The sequence below is a fragment of the Thermomicrobium sp. CFH 73360 genome, assembly GCF_023806465.1.
Classification (GTDB): Bacteria; Chloroflexota; Chloroflexia; order Thermomicrobiales; family Thermomicrobiaceae; genus Thermomicrobium.
On sequence record NZ_JAMSLS010000003.1, the window covers coordinates 344,740 to 364,248 of the forward strand.

15 protein-coding genes are annotated in these 19,509 nt (G+C 61.0%); 10 read left to right on the plus strand and 5 right to left on the minus strand.

The genetic code is table 11. From position 1 onward, the window contains the following. Positions 1–3: 3 nt before the first annotated feature. Positions 4–2,661 (minus strand): DNA mismatch repair protein MutS, encoded by a 2,658-nt coding sequence (mutS, locus tag NET03_RS08195; protein ID WP_252128425.1) that lies wholly within the window; start codon positions 2,659–2,661, stop codon positions 4–6. 377 nt (positions 2,662–3,038) lie between these two features. Continuing rightward, positions 3,039–3,248: a hypothetical protein gene (locus NET03_RS08200; RefSeq protein WP_252128426.1), complete on the minus strand. Its 210-nt coding sequence runs from the start codon at positions 3,246–3,248 to the stop codon at positions 3,039–3,041. Positions 3,249–3,571: 323 nt separating this feature from the next. On the opposite strand from NET03_RS08200, the gene NET03_RS08205 reads away from it, so the two are divergent. The 6 genes from NET03_RS08205 (at position 3,572) to NET03_RS08230 (ending at position 10,989) form a co-directional block, all read left to right on the plus strand. Further along, positions 3,572–4,711: a pyridoxal phosphate-dependent aminotransferase gene (locus tag NET03_RS08205; protein WP_286207327.1), complete on the plus strand. Its 1,140-nt coding sequence runs from the start codon at positions 3,572–3,574 to the stop codon at positions 4,709–4,711. A 795-nt stretch (positions 4,712–5,506) separates the two neighbouring features. Further along, the gene (locus tag NET03_RS08210; RefSeq protein ID WP_252128428.1) at positions 5,507–6,028 is read left to right on the plus strand and encodes a cupredoxin domain-containing protein; all 522 of its coding nucleotides are present in this window, start codon (positions 5,507–5,509) and stop codon (positions 6,026–6,028) included. 17 nt (positions 6,029–6,045) lie between these two features. Then, complete coding sequence (locus tag NET03_RS08215; RefSeq protein ID WP_252128429.1) at positions 6,046–7,530, plus strand: cbb3-type cytochrome c oxidase subunit I; 1,485 nt, start codon at positions 6,046–6,048, stop codon at positions 7,528–7,530. 353 nt (positions 7,531–7,883) lie between these two features. Further along, entirely contained in the window at positions 7,884–8,720 is an 837-nt protein-coding gene (locus tag NET03_RS08220; protein ID WP_252128430.1) for a formate/nitrite transporter family protein, read from the plus strand. A gap of 43 nt (positions 8,721–8,763) precedes the next feature. Beyond that, positions 8,764–9,624 (plus strand): cytochrome c oxidase assembly protein, encoded by an 861-nt coding sequence (locus NET03_RS08225; protein ID WP_252128431.1) that lies wholly within the window; start codon positions 8,764–8,766, stop codon positions 9,622–9,624. A 45-nt stretch (positions 9,625–9,669) separates the two neighbouring features. Beyond that, entirely contained in the window at positions 9,670–10,989 is a 1,320-nt protein-coding gene (locus tag NET03_RS08230; protein WP_252128432.1) for a flavin monoamine oxidase family protein, read from the plus strand. A gap of 164 nt (positions 10,990–11,153) precedes the next feature. Here the strand turns inward: NET03_RS08230 and NET03_RS08235 are convergent, their stop codons facing one another. Beyond that, the gene (locus tag NET03_RS08235; RefSeq protein ID WP_252128433.1) at positions 11,154–11,966 is read right to left on the minus strand and encodes a TIGR01458 family HAD-type hydrolase; all 813 of its coding nucleotides are present in this window, start codon (positions 11,964–11,966) and stop codon (positions 11,154–11,156) included. A gap of 226 nt (positions 11,967–12,192) precedes the next feature. Continuing rightward, positions 12,193–14,280: a methyl-accepting chemotaxis protein gene (locus NET03_RS08240; protein ID WP_252128434.1), complete on the minus strand. Its 2,088-nt coding sequence runs from the start codon at positions 14,278–14,280 to the stop codon at positions 12,193–12,195. A 760-nt stretch (positions 14,281–15,040) separates the two neighbouring features. Here NET03_RS08240 and NET03_RS08245 point away from each other — a divergent pair. The 4 genes from NET03_RS08245 to NET03_RS08260 all read left to right on the plus strand — a co-directional run bounded on the left by NET03_RS08245 (position 15,041) and on the right by NET03_RS08260 (position 18,471). Continuing rightward, positions 15,041–16,171, plus strand: a complete 1,131-nt coding sequence (locus NET03_RS08245; RefSeq protein ID WP_286207330.1) for an ABC transporter substrate-binding protein — start codon at positions 15,041–15,043, stop codon at positions 16,169–16,171. Between the two features lie 242 nt (positions 16,172–16,413). Beyond that, entirely contained in the window at positions 16,414–17,061 is a 648-nt protein-coding gene (locus tag NET03_RS08250; RefSeq protein ID WP_252128436.1) for a hypothetical protein, read from the plus strand. Beyond that, complete coding sequence (locus NET03_RS08255; RefSeq protein ID WP_252128437.1) at positions 17,034–17,318, plus strand: hypothetical protein; 285 nt, start codon at positions 17,034–17,036, stop codon at positions 17,316–17,318. Before NET03_RS08250 ends, NET03_RS08255 begins: the two co-directional genes overlap by 28 nt. A 274-nt stretch (positions 17,319–17,592) precedes the next feature. Then, positions 17,593–18,471: a 2-hydroxy-3-oxopropionate reductase gene (locus tag NET03_RS08260; RefSeq protein ID WP_252128438.1), complete on the plus strand. Its 879-nt coding sequence runs from the start codon at positions 17,593–17,595 to the stop codon at positions 18,469–18,471. A 354-nt stretch (positions 18,472–18,825) separates the two neighbouring features. On the opposite strand, the gene NET03_RS08265 is transcribed toward NET03_RS08260, so the two are convergent. Continuing rightward, a complete protein-coding gene (locus NET03_RS08265) occupies positions 18,826–19,383 on the minus strand; it encodes a hypothetical protein (protein ID WP_252128439.1) in 558 nt (185 codons plus the stop codon). Positions 19,384–19,509: the final 126 nt, after the last annotated feature.

The following is a 19,509-nucleotide window of genomic DNA, read 5'->3' on the forward strand; positions in this document are numbered from 1 at the left end:
CCCTCACTCCTGCGAATTGGTGACGCTGCGGAGACGCGTCTGTTGCTGAAAGAGCCAGTCGAGCGCTTGCCGAGGCGAGAGCTGAGTCAAGTCAAGCGCGAGGAGTTCGCGAGCAAGAGCCTGCGCAGCGGCTGATCCGTCGGGGAAGCCGGGCAACGGGAGCTGCCGGGGACCTTGGGGCTCCGCGACACAGGGTTGTTCACTCTCTTTCTGCGCAATGGTGACCGCACTGGGTGGAGCGCTGAGGAATGCCTCAGCGCGGTCTGCGACCCAGGATGGGAGACCTGCCAAACGGGCCACATGGATGCCGTATGCGCGGTCAGCGGGGCCAGGGAGGACACGGTAGAGGAAGACAACGTGGCCGTCGCGCTCGATTGCGGCGACGTGGACGTTTGCGACCCGCGGGAGTTCGGCGGTCAGAGCGGTCAGTTCGAGAAAGTGGGTTGCAAAGAGGGTGCGGGCAGCGACGCGATTGTGGAGATCTTCAAGCACAGCGCGAGCAATCGCGAGGCCGTCCTGGGTTGCGGTGCCACGTCCAACTTCGTCAAGGATCACCAGACTGCGTCGGGTGGCCTGGCGGAGGATGGTTGCCGTCTCGATCATCTCGACCAGAAACGTGCTCTGGCCTCCGGGGAGATCGTCATGGGCGCCGATGCGGCTGAAGATACGGTCGACAAGACCGATCCGCGCGCGTTGGGCGGGGACGAAGGAACCGATTTGCGCAAGAAGCACGATCAATGCCACCTGACGTAGATATGTACTCTTGCCACCCATGTTGGGACCGGTGACCAGGAGTATTTGTGGCCCCTCTCCGCCGAGCTGGCAATCGTTGGGAACGAAGGGGCGGTCGTCGAGTGTTGCTTCGACGACCGGGTGGCGACCGCCTCTGATCTCAAGCGTGTCGCTCTCCTCCAATTCTGGGCGTACCCAGCCGTACCGTGCTGCCACTTCCGCGAGAGCGCGAAAAGCATCCAGTTGCGCGATCCAACGAGCAAGATGCAACACCGCTCCACTCCGGTAGGTAACCTCGCGCGTCAGTCGCTCGAGCGCGGAACGCTCGAGTGCGGTGATCCGCGCTTCGGCTGCGAGAAGTCGCGCTTCTGCGTCCTTCAGTTCCGGAGTGATGAAGCGCTCACCGGTAGCGACTGTCTGTTTCCGCACGTACTCGGGCGGAATCCGGTGGAGGTGGGGACGCGTGACCTCAAGGTAGTAACCAAACACTTTATTGTATCCGACCTTGAGTGAGCGGATACCGGTGCGTTCGCGTTCGCGCTGCTCGAGCGTTGCAAGGAAGCGGCGTGTCTCCTGGATGGCAGCGAGTTCGGCATCGAGTTCGGGACAGAAGCCGGGACGGATTCGCGCACCCTCTTCATCTTCGACGATCGCTCGTTCCAGCAGTGTGGCCAAGTCGTTACAGGAACCAGCCATCTCGGCGAAGACCCGGAGCGGCTCGTGTGAGGTAGCCCGGAGCGTACCCACGAGCGCCTCAGCGGTCGCGAGTGCCTGGCGTAGGGTGAGGAAGTCGCGGAGGGAGCCGGTACCCTGCACAATCCGGCTCATCAGCCGTTCCAAATCGCCAGCACCGAGCAGGATCTGAGCGAGCCGATGACGAAGTTCGGGGTTTGCGACGAGTATGGCGACGAAGTCCTGGCGGCGACGGAGTTCGACAAGGTCACGGATCGGCTCGCTGACAAGACGGCGGAGCGCGCGAGCTCCCATCGGCGTGCAGGTGAGGTCAAGGACCCCAAGCAGACTGCCGCGTGTTCCACCGGTGCGCAAGCCCCTGGTGAGTTCCAAGTTGCGGCGCGTTGCGGCGTCTAGTCCGACGCGGTACGCGGGGAGCTCTGTGCGCAGGCTGGTAAGCAGGGACACAAGGGAGGGATTCGTTCGTTCGAGATAGGCGACAATCGCACCAGCGGCTGCGAGGGCAGCGGGAGCATGCTCGCAGCCGAAGGGTGCAAGCGATTGGACGCCAAAGAGCGTGCGGAGGCGTTGTGCGGCACGGTCGGGGTCGAAGTGCCACGGTTCGAGGCGAGTGAGACGGCCTGCAGGTGGAAGCGATCCCTCAAAGGTCTCGGCAACAAGGCACTCGGCTGGTGCGAGGCGAGCGAACTCTTCGGCAAGGAGTTCCATGCGGTCTCGGCCGGCGAGTTCCATGGTCGCGAACTCGCCGGTACTGACATCGACCCACGCTAGGCCGATGCGATCTCCGTGGAAAGCAACAGCAGCGAGATAGCAATTCTCAGTAGCGGGGAGAAGGGCAGCTTCGGCGACCGTCCCCGGTGTAAGGACGCGCGTGACGGCACGCTCGACGAGTCCACGCCCCGGCTCGCTCAGCTGCTCGGCAATGGCGACGGTGTGACCGGCGGCGAGTAGTCTCCCGAGATAGTGGTGAAGCGCGTGGTGGGGGATTCCAGCCATCGGGACACGGCCGTTGCGCCCGAAAGAACGTGACGTCAGCGTGATGCGAGCATCACGGGCGACAATTTCAGCATCCTGATCGAAGGCTTCATAGAAATCGCCGAGTCGATAGAGAAGGATGGCATTGGGATATTGGGCCTTGAGGCGAAGGTACTGTCGACGTGAGGGGACGAGTTCCTCTGCCTCACGCATGCGCGATCGACGGGTCCGCGACTCGGTGGATGGTGCGCTGTTGGTCATGGGCAGCTGTCCTTTCCCTCCCCCGTTGTTCGGTCCGCGTCGTCAGCGTCAAGGATACGAAGCTGAAGGGGAGAGTGACTGGCTGGCAACGGTAACTACGGCGGTTCGGGGACGGACTGGGAGGAGAGACGTGAACGTGCTGCGCCGCATCGCCGGGATCAGTCCAGGAATGATCGGGAACTACCTTGTCATTCTGGCACTCTCGTCCCGGGGCAGCGTGGCCTCAGTGATCGATGAAACGTGAACAAGGATCTTCTACCGTTTGAGTTTTAGTGGGAGGCTGCCGGAGAAAGAGAGCATAGGCCCCGAGGGGTAGTGCCCGGGGCGACTCTCGATGAGAGTGACGGCCGAGGTTGGGGCGAGTTGGGGGACAAGACTCAGCGTGTCGTCGATGGTCGGCGGGAGAGTAGCCAGGCGAGCAGTGTAAAGGCGATCATGATCACCGTGCCGACGAAGACTGGTGGCCAGCGGTCGTGCGTCATCTCGCGGACAAAGAGGAGCGTCTCGCCAATTGCAACAATGATAGCGACCGCGATGGCGACCGAAAGGATCGGCACGACGAGGGCGAGGACCAGGTCACGGCGCATTCTGTCTGCCTCCTCCACTCCACCAAGCGGGCTGGTTGCGGCCAGCCGCCACAGACGCTCGTGTGGAGTATGCGTGACGGTGGCCGTCGTGGCAAGCTGGCACTCCTGAGAACACAAAACGGAGCAAAGGTTTCACCCTGGTGTCTGGACCAGTAGAGGAAGCGAGGGGCATGTTTGCCCTGCTCAGGTGTCCTGCAAGGCTCGCTGAAGACGCACGAGCATGCGATGATGGCATGCTGAGGAGTCTTGGGATCGTCGGAGCGCAGCGGGGTGGCCGGGAAAGGAGGACACCAGTGGAACTTCGGGAATTACTCGCAGAACGCATGAGCAGGCTAGGGACAGAGAGCGCGTTTGAAGTGCTAGCCCGGGCTCGGGCACTCGAGGCCCAAGGGCGTTCGATCATCCATTTGGAGATTGGAGAACCGGATTTCGACACGCCGCCGCACATCGTCGAGGCGGCGGTAGAGGCACTGCGGGCGGGGGACACGCACTATACGCCGGCGGCTGGGCTGCCGGAATTGCGCGCGGCGATTGCGGAGGAGGTGAGGAGGACGCGTGGGATCCCGGTCGATCCGGAGCAGGTGGTTGTGACCCCCGGCGGGAAACCGATTATGTTCTTCACCATCCTTGCGCTGGCGGAAAGTGGTGCCGAGGTGATTTATCCAGATCCGGGATTTCCGATCTATGAGTCGGTCATTCGTTTTGCTGGTGCTACACCGGTGCCACTTCCGCTGCGTGAGGAGTTCGGGTTCGCGTTTGATCCGGCGGAGCTCCGCCGCCTGGTAACGAAGCGGACGCGACTGGTGATCGTGAACTCGCCGCATAATCCGACGGGAGCGGTGGTCGGTCGGGAGGCACTCGAGGAGCTAGCGCGCCTGGCGCAGGAATTCGACTTCATGGTGCTTTCCGATGAGATCTATCGGCGGATCGTTTACGAGGGTGAGGTACTGAGCATTGCCAGCCTACCGGGGATGGCGGAACGGACGGTGATCCTTGATGGGTTCTCAAAGACGTACGCGATGACTGGTTGGCGACTTGGGTATGGAGTCGCACCACGCTGGCTGGCTGAGCATCTGGTGCGGCTGGCGGTGAACTGCCACTCCTGCGTGCCGGGATTCACACAACGGGCTGGGCTCGCGGCACTCCGAGGGCCGCAGGAGCCGGTTGAGCGGATGGTCGCAGAATTCCGGCGGCGTCGGGACGCTGTGGTGGAGGGGCTAAACAGCCTTCCCGGCGTCCGCTGCATGTTGCCGGCCGGAGCGTTCTATGTCTTTCCCAACATCACTGGTACGGGGCGATCGGCGGAGACGTTGGCCCGGGAGTTCCTCGAGCAGGCAGGCGTTGCCGCGCTGGCGGGGACGGCGTTTGGGCGGTTCGGTGAGGGATATTTACGTCTCTCCTTTGCCAACTCGATGGAGAACTTGCTTGAGGCGATTGAGCGGATGCGGCGGTATCTGCTGTAGTCGAACGGAAAATGGGTCCAGACCTCCACTCGCGATCTGACACATGGCGCGAGTCGGAGCAGTTGTCTGGTGTGGCGGTTCTGTTCGCAGTCTCTGGTGCAGTTCCGGGGTAACAGGAGTTCGTAGCGACTTTCTGGTCTTTGTTCCTTCCGAGTCGTCCGGGACGCTGCGCTGTCTCAGCGGGTGCATACGGGTGCTCAGTCCCTGCGGCAACCTGCTGCCATGCACCCCGGATCAGCAGCGGTAACGCTTTGGGTCCGGTCGAGGGGGCGAGTGCGGAGCACGAGTGGGTGATCCGGGTCAACTGTTTGGTTGCTAAGCTGGCGATGCTCGGGACCTCGCACGATTCCGGTTCGGACGTGTGATGGCGACCGGTCATCCACAAGAGGGTGTTCACAGTCAGGATCGTTGCGAAGGATCTTGGACAGGTGAGAGGTGGGAAGAGAGATCGCACTCTAGCCACCTCCCCGTGGTCGTTCCGATGCTTCCCCGCCGGTTCGGAACTTCCTGACCGTTCGTCACTGCTCACTTTTCCTGTGACACGGAGAAGGAATGCAGCCTGCGCTGCGTTCTGGAGTCGGAAGGCTCGACCGCCGGAGCGTTGGAGCGCAAGGTGAGGCACCTGTTGCGTTGGGGGGACGCGCCCGTGGGGGTGAGGGTGTTGCGTCACTCAGCCCAAGAGGTCTTGCGGCGGTGGGCAGCTTGCACTATCATTGTAGTAATACTACAGAGTATCAAAACGACATACTGTCAGGCGTTGTCTTGCGGGTACGCCGGGCGGCGGAAGGGGGTGTTATGCAGGTCGGCGTCGGGGTTGTGTTTTTCATCTTTGTCGTCCTGTGGACAGGGGCATTGTGGTGGATTGCGACGCGAGCGGCGCTAACAGCTCCCTACGAGCGCGTCAGTGCAGTGGTCTCTCGGTTACGGCGATGGGGCGCGCTGATTGTGGTGGTCGTGCTTGGGGCGGCCTTCATTCTTTCGTTACCATTTCTGCCCTATCCGACGAGTCGAGCCGCGCGACTTGGATCCCCTCAGGTCACAGTTGAGGTGACTGGACGGATGTGGGCCTGGGAGCTGAGTCAGAAGACGATTCCGCGAGGCCAGACCGTGGAGTTTGTCGTGAGGGCGCTTGATGTCAACCATGGGTTTGGCATCTACGCGCCAGATGGGCGAATTGTGACGCAGGTGCAGGCTATGCCGGGCTACACGAACCGACTTCTCTACCGGTTCGATGAACCAGGGACCTACACGATTCGCTGCCTGGAGTTCTGTGCCACTGGTCATCATCTCATGGTGGCTGAGTTCACCGTGGAGTGAAAGGTGCGAGGGAGGCCATGGCAGGACGAGTTGGCAACGGGAACAGTGCCCGAGCGCAGCAGTCGGTCGAGCAGGCTACGCTGGTGTACATGCTGGTCGGTTTCGCCGTGTTTCTCCTCATGGGCGTCCTGGGGCTCCTGATGCGCTTGCAGCACGCTGGCTGGATCGATCTTGGGCCGCGTTGGTTTTACCGCATCATGACGCTGCATGGATCGGGGATGGTTGCCGGTGTCCTGTTGGCATCACTCGGGGGAGTGGCGCGGGTCATCGCGCCGCGCATTGGGTTAAGTCCGCGGCTCCTCTGGACCGCCTTTGTCGTCTACTTTCTTGGCTCGGGGCTGGTCATTTTGGCAACACTGGTGGGTGGCTTCGCCGCGGGATGGACAACAACCTACCCCTTGCCCGTGCGTGGCGACTGGCCAATGAGTGCGACCTGGGGGTTTCTCCTCGGTTACACACTTGTCGCCGTGGCCTTTTTGCTGTGGTGTCTGGCCGTGCTGGTCGGGGCATTGAGGACCTTTGGTGGTTTCGGGAACACACTTGCCTGGCCGGTGCTGTTTGGTCGCAAGACAGAGCGTCCGGTCCCGACTGGTCCGGAGCTCGCCGCCACAGTGGTGGCGATCGATGGGATCATTGCGGTTGGGGCGGGTGTGGTGTATCTGGTACCGATTTTCGCGGAAATGCTGGGGTTGGTCAGCGGCTTTGATGTCCTTTTTGCGAAAAACATGTTGTTCCTGTTTGGGCATACGCTGGTGAACCTGAACATCTACCTCGCTGTCGCCCTTGTCTATGCCACACTAGGCGCCTATACCGGACGGACGTTCAAAATGGGCTTTCCCGTAGCCCTGGCCTTTAATTTGGTTATCATTCTTGTGCTCTTGCCCTATTTCCACCACCTGTATCAGGACTTTGTGCAGCCTTGGCCGCTGCACCTCATTGGACAGTTTGGTTCCTATGCGGTGGGAGTTCCGGCCTTCTTTGTGACCATTATTGGAAGCCTTGGTCTTCTGTACGGGTCACGGGTGCGATGGTCTGCGCCGGTCATCTTCATTCTCGCTGGGCTGTGGGGTTGGGTTGTCGGGGGCTTTGCCGCGATACTTGACGGAACGATTGCGATCAACAACGTCATGCATAACACGCTTTGGGTGCCAGCGCACTTTCACTCTTATTATCTCTTTGGTGCTGCTGGTTTTACCTGGGCCTATCTGTTCCACACGCTGGGAGGCGTTGAGGGTTGGGTGACAAGCCCGGCGGCGCGTTGGCTCGGATGGCTGTACGCAATTGGCGCCGGAGGATTCGTCCTCGCATTCTTCTTGTCCGGACTGCAGAGTGTACCGCGCCGATACGCTGAGCACATTGCTGCCTGGCAAGTGCTCGGGCAGGTGGCAGTGCCATTTGTGCTCCTGCTGGGTATCGCCTTCCTTGGTCTCCTCATCCTTGGGCTCCGTGCCGTACCGGCTGCGTGGCGAGCCCCTGCTCCGGCACCCGGATCGAATGATTAGCATGTGAAGTCAGGTCGGCGTCGTGGGGTTGCAACACGAGCGGTCGAGTTCTGATCGTGAAGGTGGTTCGACGCAGCGTCTCAGCTCACCGTCTCTTCCGATGATCTTCCAACGTTGGGGACGATCGGGTGAACGGGAAGGACAACGCACGGCGTTCCGGAGGGTATCGTTCCCGTACCGGTAAACGATCGTATGACATGGACAGTGTTGCTCAGCTCGATTGTCTGGTGGCCGGGTGGGGGTCAGGATTTGTATGTCAGCCGGGTTGTCTCTCACCAGAACCTGCAACTGATTGCGCAGATGACGCTTGCGGAACGCTTCCAGAGGGCTGTTCGTTGAACTGAGGGGTGCTGATGCGAGACCAGAGTGCTTTGCGATTCGAAGCAGCGGCCGCGGAAAAGATCGGGGATGCGGTTAGTCCAGTTGAACTTGTGGCAGCGGCAGTTGAAGCGAGTGAGCGGAAGGCGAGACTTGCTGTTGTTCCGATGATCCTCCGCGGAGCGCTCAGCGGTGCGTTGCTGGGCGCAGCGACCCTCCTTGCTGTGACGGCCTGGGCACAGGGGTTGCCGCGGCTGGTCGGTGCACTGGTCTTCCCGGTTGGTTTTTGTATGCTGGTCCTCTTGGGTCTGGAGCTGGCCACCGGAAATTTTGCGCTGCTTCCTGCTGGCTGGTATGCCGGACGCGTCAGTCTTGGGGCAGTCGCGCGGAACTGGTGGTGGGTCTATGGTGGAAATCTCCTCGGCGGTATCGGTTTTGCAGTCCTGGCGGTGGCTTCTCTGACCGGGTGGTGGAGCCATGATGCTGGTGCGGTTGGGGAGCAGCTGCGGCAAGTGGCCGTGAGCAAGACCATAGCTTACGCCGAGGAAGGATGGCGCGGCTGGATGACGGTACTGACGAAAGCGGTGCTCGCCAACTGGCTGGTTACGGTGGGAACGATGCTCAGCTATAGCTCACGGTCCACCGTGGGCAAAGTTGTTGTCATGTGGCTGCCCATACTGACCTTCTTTGGACTTGCCTACGAACATTCCATTGTGAATATGTTTGTTATTCCTGCTGGCATACTTGCTGGAGCACCGATTGGTTTCAGTGCCTGGTGGCTTTGGAATCAGGTACCGGCGACTCTGGGAAATATTGTGGGGGGAGCTCTCCTGACCGGCCTTGCTCTTACGTGGTCATTTGGACGGCGGTGAAGAACGTTGTTTCTGCCATGGCGACTCAGGGTGAGGTGGTCGTGTGGCAGAGCCGTTGATCTGGCTTCCAGTTGGGGCGTGGTTTGATCCAGGGTATTGGACCTGGCGTCTTCCGGTTTTGTTCGTCCTTGGTGGGATGCTACTTTCCTACAGTATTGGAGTGAGCAAGCTTTTCTTGAAACGCAGGAGCGGTTGGCTTGTACGCCGGACGATCTGGTGGTTGCTGGGCTTTGCGCTTCTCCTGCTGGCACTTCTCTCTCCACTCGATGAGCTTGGTGGGCTCTTCTTCTCCTGGCACATGGTGCAGCATCTCGCGTTGCTCTATGCAGCGCCATTGCTCTTGGCGGGCTGGCCGCTGACGGTGGCCGTGTGGTCGTTGCCGAGGAGTGGTCGGCAATTGATGCGGCGGCTGCTGCGCAGAGGGGGTGTTGGCGCTCAGCTCTTGAATCAGGCGACGCGGCCGTCGGTTGCGCTTGTGGCGGGGATTGTCACGTTGTGGTTGTGGCATTACCCGCCACTGTATGACGCGGTGCTTACCCGGCGCTGGCTGCATGATCTTGAGCACGTCACCTTCTTCCTTGGAGCGCTTCTGTACTGGTGGCCGATTGTCGAGGCGCCGCCGGTGCGACGGCGCTTTCGCAGTGATGCGGGGCGAGCATTCTACCTCATCCTTGGTGGGACCCAGGCCGGGATTCTCGGGGCATTGGTAACGTTTTGGCCAGACGTTCTCTATCACCGCTATCTCTTGCACATCACGGAGCATAGTCGCTTGATGGCTGACCAGGTCTTCGGCGGGTTAGTGATGTGGCTCAGTGGGCCGCTGGTGGTCGGCATACTGGCACTGGCGACCCTGGGACGAGAAGCGCAGCAGGTTGCCGAAACGCGCGTAGTCGCACCACACTGAGAAGCTACGGTATGACGCACGACGGGTGCGCGAAGGAGGAGTGTGGTGAGTGAGCAGACGAGTACAGATCGGGTGCTGGTTCTTGGGGGAGGAATTGCAGGGCTTGCTGCCGCGTGGCGACTGCAGCAAGCGGGCGTAGAGATAGAACTGCTGGAAGCACGCGACCGGGTTGGTGGGCGACTGTGGACGAGCTTTGAGTATGGTCCGTTTCCGGTGGAACTGGGGGCTGAGTTCATCCACGGGGACCGGGTGATTACCTGGCAGTTCCTTGAGCGCTACGGGCTTCGCGCGCTTGACGACCCGAGCCAAGACCGACGGTACGTGGGGATCAATGGTCGTGTGATGCCCTCCGTGGACCTCTCGCGCCCGGTTGGGGAGGGGATCTTCGCACCACTCGGTCAGGCTGCGGAGGCATGGTACGCGACCGGGCGACCTGACACGAACCTCGCCGCGGCACTCCGCTGGTGGGCTGATCAGGTGGGTATGTCACTCACACCGGAACTCTGGGAGCTTTGGCAGACGTTGGCGGCGATTGGGTGGTCAGCCGATCTGGAGGAGATCGGGGTTTACGGAGAGGTCGAGGCGACCTACGAAGGTGACGGGTTGCGGAACTGGCGAATTGCCGACGGGCAGCAGACACTTGCGGAGCGGATCGCAGCGGAACTCGGTGCAGCTGTCCGACTCAACTGTGTTGTGGAGCGAGTGGAGTGGAACCGGAGCGGAGTGCGGGTCATCGCGTCGGACGGCGAACACCACGGGCGGTGGGCGGTCGTCGCGCTCCCCCTCGGCGTGCTGCGGGGAGGTATGGTGAAGTTTGTCCCGGCACTGCCCGAGCATCTGCGTGAGGCGCTGGATGGGCTCAACCCTGGGGTGTCCATCAAGGTGGTCGTGGAGTTATCCAATGATCCGTGGGGTTCGAGGATCGGTTGTCTCTTCGTCACTGAGCCGCATGGAATCTGGGAGCGTCCGGGGCTTGCTTTGGGGAGACAAGAGCCGGTCTTCAGCCTGCTCATCGGTGGAAGCGAGGCGCGACGGCTTGCTGCGCTGCCCCGGGATTTGGCGATTCGGGAGGTGACTCGCTCCCTGGGCAATGTCCTTGGGATTGATGTGAGCGGCTGGGTGCGACGGGGTGTGGTGGTCGACTGGATAAACGATCCCTGGTGCCGAGGTGGGTACTCGCTAGTTCCACCGGGTGGGGCGGGGTTACGAGCGCGCTTTGGTTCTGTCGTGGACGGGTGCCTCGTCTTTGCTGGTGAGTACACGAGTGTCATACGTCCGTCAACGGTGCACGGGGCGATCGAGAGTGGGCTGCGTGCTGCGGAGGCGATCTTATCCCTCCAGGCGAAAGCCGCGGTGAGTCCCTGACAAGGTATTGCCGGAGTGGCCGCCGAGGAAGTGTGCTGGCTCGTGCTCCAGTCGTTTGGCGAGTTCCCTGCGGGAGATGGTCACCCACATGAGCCTTCCTGGTACCGCAGAGTGGTTGGTCGTGCGCGGAGGATCCGGGAGGGTAGCGACAAAGTGACTGCCGGTCACTGCACGCTCGTGAGCCAGGTGGGGAGCTCGGCGAATGACGAGAGGAGGACGTCAGGTTGGCCGGTCTCCAAGTCGCTTGGGCGGAAGCGCCCAGTTTGGACGAGGATACCGGTCATGCCGAGTCCTTGGGCCGGTGCAATATCGGCGGTCAGGCTATCGCCGACCATGGCGACGTGCTCCGGTGGGAGTCCAAGGCGAGCGAGCCCAGCTTGGAAAAAGTCGGGGGAAGGTTTACCGACAAGGTGAGCCTGGCGACCGGTGGCGGCTTCGAGTCCCATCAGGAAGGCGCCGGTATCAAGGGCGAGGCCATCGCGGCGCTCCCAGACGAGGTTGCGGTGCATGGCGACGAAATGCGCGCCGCGCAGAAGCAGGCGGAAGGCCAAGTTCAAGCGGTCGTAGGTGTAGACACTGCCTGCGCCGCCGAGCACGACGACGGTGGCACTGTCGTTCTCGACCAGATGAATGTCGGCAAATTCTTCGCGGACGTCACCTTCCACGAGGAGGAAGCACGGCTGATCGGGATAGTGGGTGCGAAGGTAGGTCGCTGTGGCTGCACCGGCGGTCACGAGCTGGTCGTCGCTCACGGGAAAACCGAGTGAGCGGAGGAGTTCCCCAAGTTGGCGGCGGGTACGGATGGTGGTGTTGGTGAGGAGTACGTAGGGGATACCAAGGGCGTTGAGGCGCTGCAGCGCCTCGGCCGCGCCGGGGATGGGGTCTCCATCAACGTGGAGGACACCGTCGACGTCGATGAGGAGGCCCTGGATCAATCGTGCTGGCTCGATAGGCACCATAGGGAGTCCAGTCTCCATTCCTCAGCACATCCCCATCGAAAGTGTAGCCGCTCGCAGTCTAAGCGGATCGATAGGAGGTCGATTGGATGGATTGGCAGCATTGCGGCGAGGGGACTTCAAAATGCCCTCTGAAAGCATTTGCTTGTCCCACGACTGATCCTGGCGTGTGGGACGATTCCTCGGTGGAGTACAGGAGTCGTGGCCGCGCGAACTTGCGCGGCCACGACTGCAGTGAGCGGGCTTCTCACGACACGGGCGTAAGTTCAGCAGTCTGAACGCGATGGAGAGACCATAGTGGCAACGACGCAGCGAGTTGCAAAGCTGACTTGTCAAAGTGCATCGACGTTTGTTCGGTCTGACCGAGTTGGAACCGAGCAAGGGAGTCTGTTAGGCCGGCCGCGAGCTGAACAAGATGTTCTGCAGCAGTGGCGACATCGCGCACGCGTGCTTGCATCTGCTCAGCGGCACTCGAGACTTCCTCTGCGGCAGCAGCGTGCTGCTCGGCAATCGCTGAGACCTGCTGGATTGCACTGCGGACGCGCTCTGCGCTACCACTCAGCTGAGCAGCAGCTGCGGCGTTCTCTTCGGCGATAGCAGCAGTGTTTTCGAGGGCCTCGCGCAGCTGAGCGCTGTACTGGGTACTGGTGACGAGCGACCGTTGGAGCTCCTGGTTTGCAGCGGCGATCGCTACTGCACCCTGATGAATGCGCTGGAAGGCAGCCACCACTGCCCGAGCCTTCGAGGCGAGTTCCTCGACAGCGGAAGCACTCTCCGTCATGGCCGTGACCGTGTCAGCGACAGTACGTTGAATATCGGTAACCATGCGGCTGATCTCGCCGGTGGACTGAGAGGAACGCTCGGCCAGCTTGCGAACTTCTTCTGCCACGACAGCGAAGCCCTTGCCCGCTTCCCCGGCGCGGGCGGCCTCGATGGCTGCGTTGAGCGCTAAGAGGTTCGTCTGCTCGGTGATTTCCTGGATGACGCGTACAATCTCGCCGATCTGCTGCGAACGGTCGCCTAAGGAGCTGACAGTACGCGCTGTCTGTTCTACTTGTGCACGTACCTGTTCCATGGCGGTGAGTGCTTCGTTAACCGTGCGATCACCGTCGGTTGCTTGAGCGGCGTTGTCGTCAGCACGGGCACTGACGCTGCGAGCGTGCTCCTCGACCTCGCGCATGTGCAGGGCGACTGCACGAGCAAGCTCGGCAGCCTCGAGCAGCGCACGTCCCTGTTCCTGAGCGGCACGAGCGACGGTGGAGACGGTGCGTTGCATTTCCTCGATGATCGTGCTGGCTCCGGTAATTTCTTCTGCTTGCTGGGCAGAACCGCGAGCGACTTCAGAAATTGCTGATGTCACTGAACGGATGCCGGTGTCAAGTTGTACGGCGAGCTGTCGAACCTCATCCCCGGCGTGATGGACACGAACACTGCCTTGCTGCACGTCCCCGACGAGTTGTTCTAAGCCGATACGAGCCCGTGAGAATGCCTCAGCGACCTGGTGGAGTCGGTCGAGCACACGATTGAACGCCCGAGCAGTGCGCGCGAGTTCATCGTGACCTCTCACGGAAAGCCTCTGAGCTTCGACTGTCACGTTCGCCGTGAGATCACCGTCGGCCATGCGATTCAAGGCGGAAGCGAGGATGACGAGTTCATGATCGGCCAGACGCTCACTGGCTGAGGCCAGTGCACTGATGGTGCGCAGAATCGGTTGAACCATGAGCGTACCGAGGAAAACAGCGATGAGCGCGATCAGTGTCGCTATGGCCACGACCCACTGAATTCCAGCAAGACCAGCGGTGGACTCGCTGGCGAACTGCTCGGTCTCACTCTGGATACTCTGCTCAAGTTGTCTGATGGTGTTTAGCAGAGTCGTGTACCGAGGTTCAGCTTCCTGCGTCAACTGCTGTTGCGCATTGACGATGGCGCGTTGGCGGCTGAGCTGCAGCGCCTGACTCGCTGCCGTCCAGTAGTCCTCCCAGGCCTGCCGTAGTTGGGCGACCGATTGTTGCTGTTCCGAGGAGAGGCGTGACTGTTGGAGCGTATCCAGGTTGGCTACGATGGCTTGCGTCGTCGATAGGATCTTATTTTCAAGCTCGTGTTTGGTTCCGTCATCGAGTGCAGCGGCGACATGAGAGACAACATCGGCGCGGAGCTGCACCATGGCTCGTGAAGCGTCGGAGATCACTGCGAGTGTCGCGAGCTCTTGCTGTAGGAGTCGCGTTCTTTCCTGAGCTTGCAGTGCAGCGAACCAGCTGAAACCACCGGCCGTGAGAACGATCACCGCGAGACCAAGCAGGAGTCCAGTGATCCGCTGACGAATCGTCAACGTCATGATCCCTCCCTCAGTCATCGCTTCATGCCTGCTACAGCAGGCGTTACCCTTCCCGACTGCATCTACGGCGTCCCGACTGACTGTACTTCTAGCCGTTCTTGGCTAGTTGATCAGGAAGGTTGACACTGCATGTTCGTTGCTCGTGTGTGGATTGGACAAGGTAGTAGCGCGGCAGATCGCGGAGAGCGGACGAGACACGTGGGTACGGATCCGCGGAGGCCTCGATGCGGATGTGAAGCGGAGAGTGCATCGGACGGATCTGGGGGGCGTTCAGTGGTGAATGGCCCTCAGTGCGCGCCGACGCTGAGGGCGTCGGCTAATGGTTGAGGAGCCGAACAAGAATCGTCGGGCACTGCTCGCGACACTTGACGGATCGAGAAGCGCGTCGTAAATTCATGAGTAAATCCTCTTCTCTGGTCTCAAGTTGAGGGAAGTTGCGGGCTGCGAGCTGTAAGCGGCTCAAGGGGAATCTGGTGAAGACCGGGGGCTGCTCAAGTGGAGTCCAGCGGGGCTGTCTTGGGGAGCGACCATGCTGCTGTTCGATGGCAGCGGAGTCAGCTAAAGAGAAGGGGGAGCAATGGGAACGACGCGGAGGAGGTTGTTTGGTTTCGCGCTGGTTGCAACGGGGGCACTCCTTGTGAGTTGTCGAGGAGGTGGAGGATCATCGTCCCCAGTACCGGCTTCGCCAACTGCAGCAGGGATACCGAGTCCTACGCCGGCAGCGAATCTCGGCCCCACGCCGTCGCCTACTCTTGGTCCGATGACACCCACTGGAGTGAGAAGACCAATCAAGGTTGGGCTCCTGGTGCAGTTGACAGGAGTCTATGCGGCGCTGGGGCAGGAACACGTGCGGGCTACCACGTTGTTGGTCGAGTCGCGGGGTGGCCAGTTGGGTTCATTCCCGATCGAGCTCCTCGTCGAAGACGAGGGACAGTCAGTTGATGACGGTCTTAATAAAGCGCTGAAGCTTGTCCAACGAGATCGAGTTGACCTTTTGGCCGGCATTCTGAAGTCGACGGTTCTGTATGCCGTACGGGATCTCGTGCACGAGGCTGGCGTGCCGCTGATCGGCACCACAGCCGGCCCGCATCGGCTCATTTTTGATCCTCAACTGAAGAGCCCCTTTATCTGGCGGACCTCGTACGCGAACGGACAGCTGAACTATCCGATGGGTGACTACGCATATTCGACGCTGGGGTATCGACGTGTCGCTGTGTTGGCAACCGACCATGCAGGAGGGCGAGAGCACGCATCCGGATTCATCAATCGCTTTCGTGAACTGGGAGGGGAGATCGTTGGAGAGATCTATGTTCCGCTTGACACGGTCGACTTCGCTCCGTACCTGCAACAGGTGAGCGGCTTTGGAGCTGACGCTGTGTGGGCCTGGTTTGCGGGGGCCGATGCACTGCGCTTTGTGACACAGTGGGAAGATTTTGGCCTGAAAGGACAAGTGCCGCTGATCGGGTCGGGATGGCTGACAGACGAGCCGGTCTTACCCGAACAGGGGGAAGCGGCAGAGGGAATTATTACTTCGTTCCATTACTCACCGTATGTGCAGACAGTGGAGATGCAGAACTTCGTCTCGAGGTTCCGACAGCGATACGGGGTTTTCCCTGGTGTCACGGCCTACAACGGGTACATCTTCGCACGAGTGTTGGAAGAGGCGTTCACGAAGCTTCCGGGGGATTTTTCTCGTGAAGCATTCCTGGCGGCACTTGGTTCACTGGACTTTGAAGGACCAACGGGACGCTATCGTATTGATCCGGAAACGCAAGGACCGGTATTGACCGTCTTCATCCGCAGGGTCGATCGCGTGCAGCAGGAATTTGGGAACGTTGTTCTTGCCTCCTTCCCGGACGTGCCTGACCGCGTGGCGCGTCCGGGATCATAGCGCCGGGAAGCTCCAACCGCTGTTCGAATCGCTGATTCGCACCCAGGCGAGCGGCAGCACGGGCGGGAGTGATCAAAGAGTGGTTTCGCTTGTGGTTCACCAGACCTCTCGCAGTGCTGTTTGTACGAGTGTGTCCTTGGTGGATGCCAGGGCTACAGGCAGGTGAGAACAGTGCTTTCTTCGATACCGATCTGCCTATAGCATATGCTGTAGGCATGGTATGAGACGAGGAGAGCGTCATCATGGATCTGGAGGTACTCGCGAGGACGATCGCAGAGTTACGAGAGCGGGCAAAGCAGTATCAGTCGCTCATGGCACAGAACGAAGCACAGACACGGATCTCGCTGATCGATCCCCTGCTCCGGGCGCTTGGCTGGCCGCTCGAAGACCCGGCAAGGGTTCTCGTGGAGGTGCGGATAGGTAACAGTCGTGTCGACTATGTTCTCGGGGCGGGAGAGCAGCCGCTGCTGGTGCTGGAGGCGAAGTCACTCGGATCGACGCTGAACATCGCACAGTCAGCCGCCGTGAGCTACGCCTGGGAGTTGGTGCGGCAGGGACAGCAACCGAGGTGGGTGGGAGTCACTGATGGGTTGCGGTGGGCAATCTACGACCCGCACAATCTGAAGAGTGCGATCATCGACATCGATGTGGGTGACACGAAGCGATCAGCTGAGAGCCAGGCGTTGGCACTTGCGCAGGTGCTGTGGCAGCGTCTTTTCGCTGGAGTCAGTTCGCGCCCAGTGGAGTCGAATGCGTGGGTCCCGTTGAGCAAGCTCTCCCCAAGGCCTGGTGCAAAGCCGCCGGTTGAGGTTCGGTTCCCTGATAACCGGTGGAGGTTCTTGATGGGAGAACCTGGAAGGCGTTGCTGGTTGCGGTCGCGGAGTGGCTAATCGAAAAAGGGAAGCTGACAGCCAGTGCCTGTCCAATCCCAATCGGTGAGAAGACGTACCTCGTCCACACAGAGCCCATCTATCCGACGGGGAAGCGTTTTCGGGTTCCCTACCGTTTGTCCAACGGGCTGATGTTGGACGGTCACTACTGGGCACCAGAGGCCGCGCGACACAGCCGACGACTGCTCCAGCGCTTTGGAGTCGATCCTGCGGGGGTTCTCGTCGCAATTGATCGATCCGAGCTTTCTCCTGCGTGAGGCGGACTGTTGACATCGACTTTCTCTGATGGGGGCAAAGATGCTGCGTCGGACCGCTAGGCAGTAACCGTTGGATGTCAGCCGGGGTGCCTGTCCTGTGCGGGTGGTGGTCGAGTGTCGGGCAGGGTGTACTTGTCCTGCCGTCTGTTGAAGGTGCTCCGTGAACGCCTCCGTGAACTGCTCTTGCGCACCGGTGAGTTCTGCGGTAGCAAGAGGCTAGGTTGTTTTCGAGGCCGCGTCGGCAGCGCTCATCGCGGGATGACAGGGGGCAACGATGGAGCGTGTCGGATTCATTGGGCTGGGGATTATGGGGCAGCCGATGGCGCGCAATCTTCTGCGCGCTGGTTTTCCGTTGACCGTCTACACGCGTGACCGGCGGAAGGTCGAGGCGTTCGTCGAGCAAGGTGCACAGGGGGCGAGCTCGCCACAAGAAGTGGCGGAAGTCAGTACGGTCGTCATCACGATGCTCCCGGACTCGCCTGAGGTGGAGGAGGTGGCGTTGGGTCCAAATGGGGTGATCGAAGGGATCCAGCCCGGAAGCCTCTTCATCGACATGTCGACGATTGACCCGTCAGTTGCGCGGAAGCTGCACGCTGCCTTTTCGGAGCGTGGGGTGGAAGCGCTCGATGCTCCTGTCTCCGGCGGGCAGATTGGAGCCGAACAAGCGACGCTCTCGATCATGGTCGGTGGCTCAGAAGCAGCATTCCAACGTGCGTTACCCATTTTCCAGGCGATGGGGAAGAACATCGTCCATGTCGGTGGTCCTGGCGCTGGGCAGGTGACGAAAGCCTGCAATCAGGTGGTGGTGGCGTTGACTATCCAAGCCGTGGCGGAAGCTTTGCTCCTGGCCGAGAAGGCGGGGGTCGACCCAGCACGGGTGCGGCAAGCGCTCCTTGGAGGATTTGCCCATAGCCGAGTGCTTGAAGTGCATGGCCAACGGATGTTGGAGGGTGCTTTTGCGCCAGGGTTCCGGGCTCGGTTGCACCGTAAAGACTTGCGGATTGCCCAGAACCTGGCGCGGGAGCAGTCGGTGCCTCTCCTGGCAACGCAGCAGGTGGCGGCACTCTTCGACAGTATGTTGGCGCGTGGACTTGGCGAGCACGATCACTCGGCGCTGGCACTGGTCTATCGAGCACTCGCGGGCGATGCCTGAGTGCCGTCTTGAACGCGCTGGCTTTCAGTCAGCCGAAGATGCGCGTAGCGGAGTGCCTCTGAGGTCTTGATGCGCCCATCAGCAGCGGTATGAGGGATAAAGCGGTTTTCCTGAGCTTTTCTGTACTGTCCCGGAGGTGGTGCCCGGCGTCACTGGCGCAACGCTGGGGGTTGATCAGCTGGCGGTAAGGTTGGGAGGCCTGTCTCTTGACCGCCCGAGAGATAGTACGCCTACCCTATCGGGTGGAATCTCACCCCAACACGTGTGGTGCTACTCTGACTGGGGCCGAGCGTCACTGGCCGTGCGCAATTGGACATTGTGCAGTCGTGTCCCCCTGCAGTGGCTTGGTGACGGTCATTCGCTGAGTGCTGCCTGCACAACAGCGGCGGCTGAAAGCAGGAGTTCGGCGGCGAGTGCACCAACGAGTGTAACGAGGAGCAGCTCCACGGCGATTGTCGCCAGACCCGCGAGATGGCGGAGCACATCGTCGAGTGTGACCGGTGACCCCAGCGCAGCAAGCGCGAGTAGCGAAGTCACCGCAAGCACCAGCTCAGCCAGAAGACTGTGGCGCAGAAGTCTCGTCGCCAGACGCTTCGTCAAGGGCAGTGAACAGGCACAGAGGACAGCACGGCGAAGTGCCTCACGGTCGAAAACAACTTGAGGCCGTGGAGGCTGATACGGGCGCAGGAGGCGCGGGTGGACTGGAACGGTGCGGTCCGCGCTCGCACCGTGCGGGTGCAGGGTCACGGTCTCTGCGAGCGTGGGATGACGTGACGGGACGAGGCCGAACCGAGCACAAACTGTCCCGACTGCGTGCCCAATACGGAAGCCGCAGGTGTAGAGTGAATCACCTGTCGGACGCTCGGTGGGGAGCGTCGGCTGAAACTCGAGGACTCGCAACGTTACAGCCATCGACATTGTCCGTTCCGTCCGCAAGCGCTCCTTTTCTCCTGTCTCGACGATAGCCAAACCAGGATGAGGAGTTGTAAACAAGTGATGAATCTCAGGCGCGCTTGGTGCCGTCTCAGCTGCGTAGGG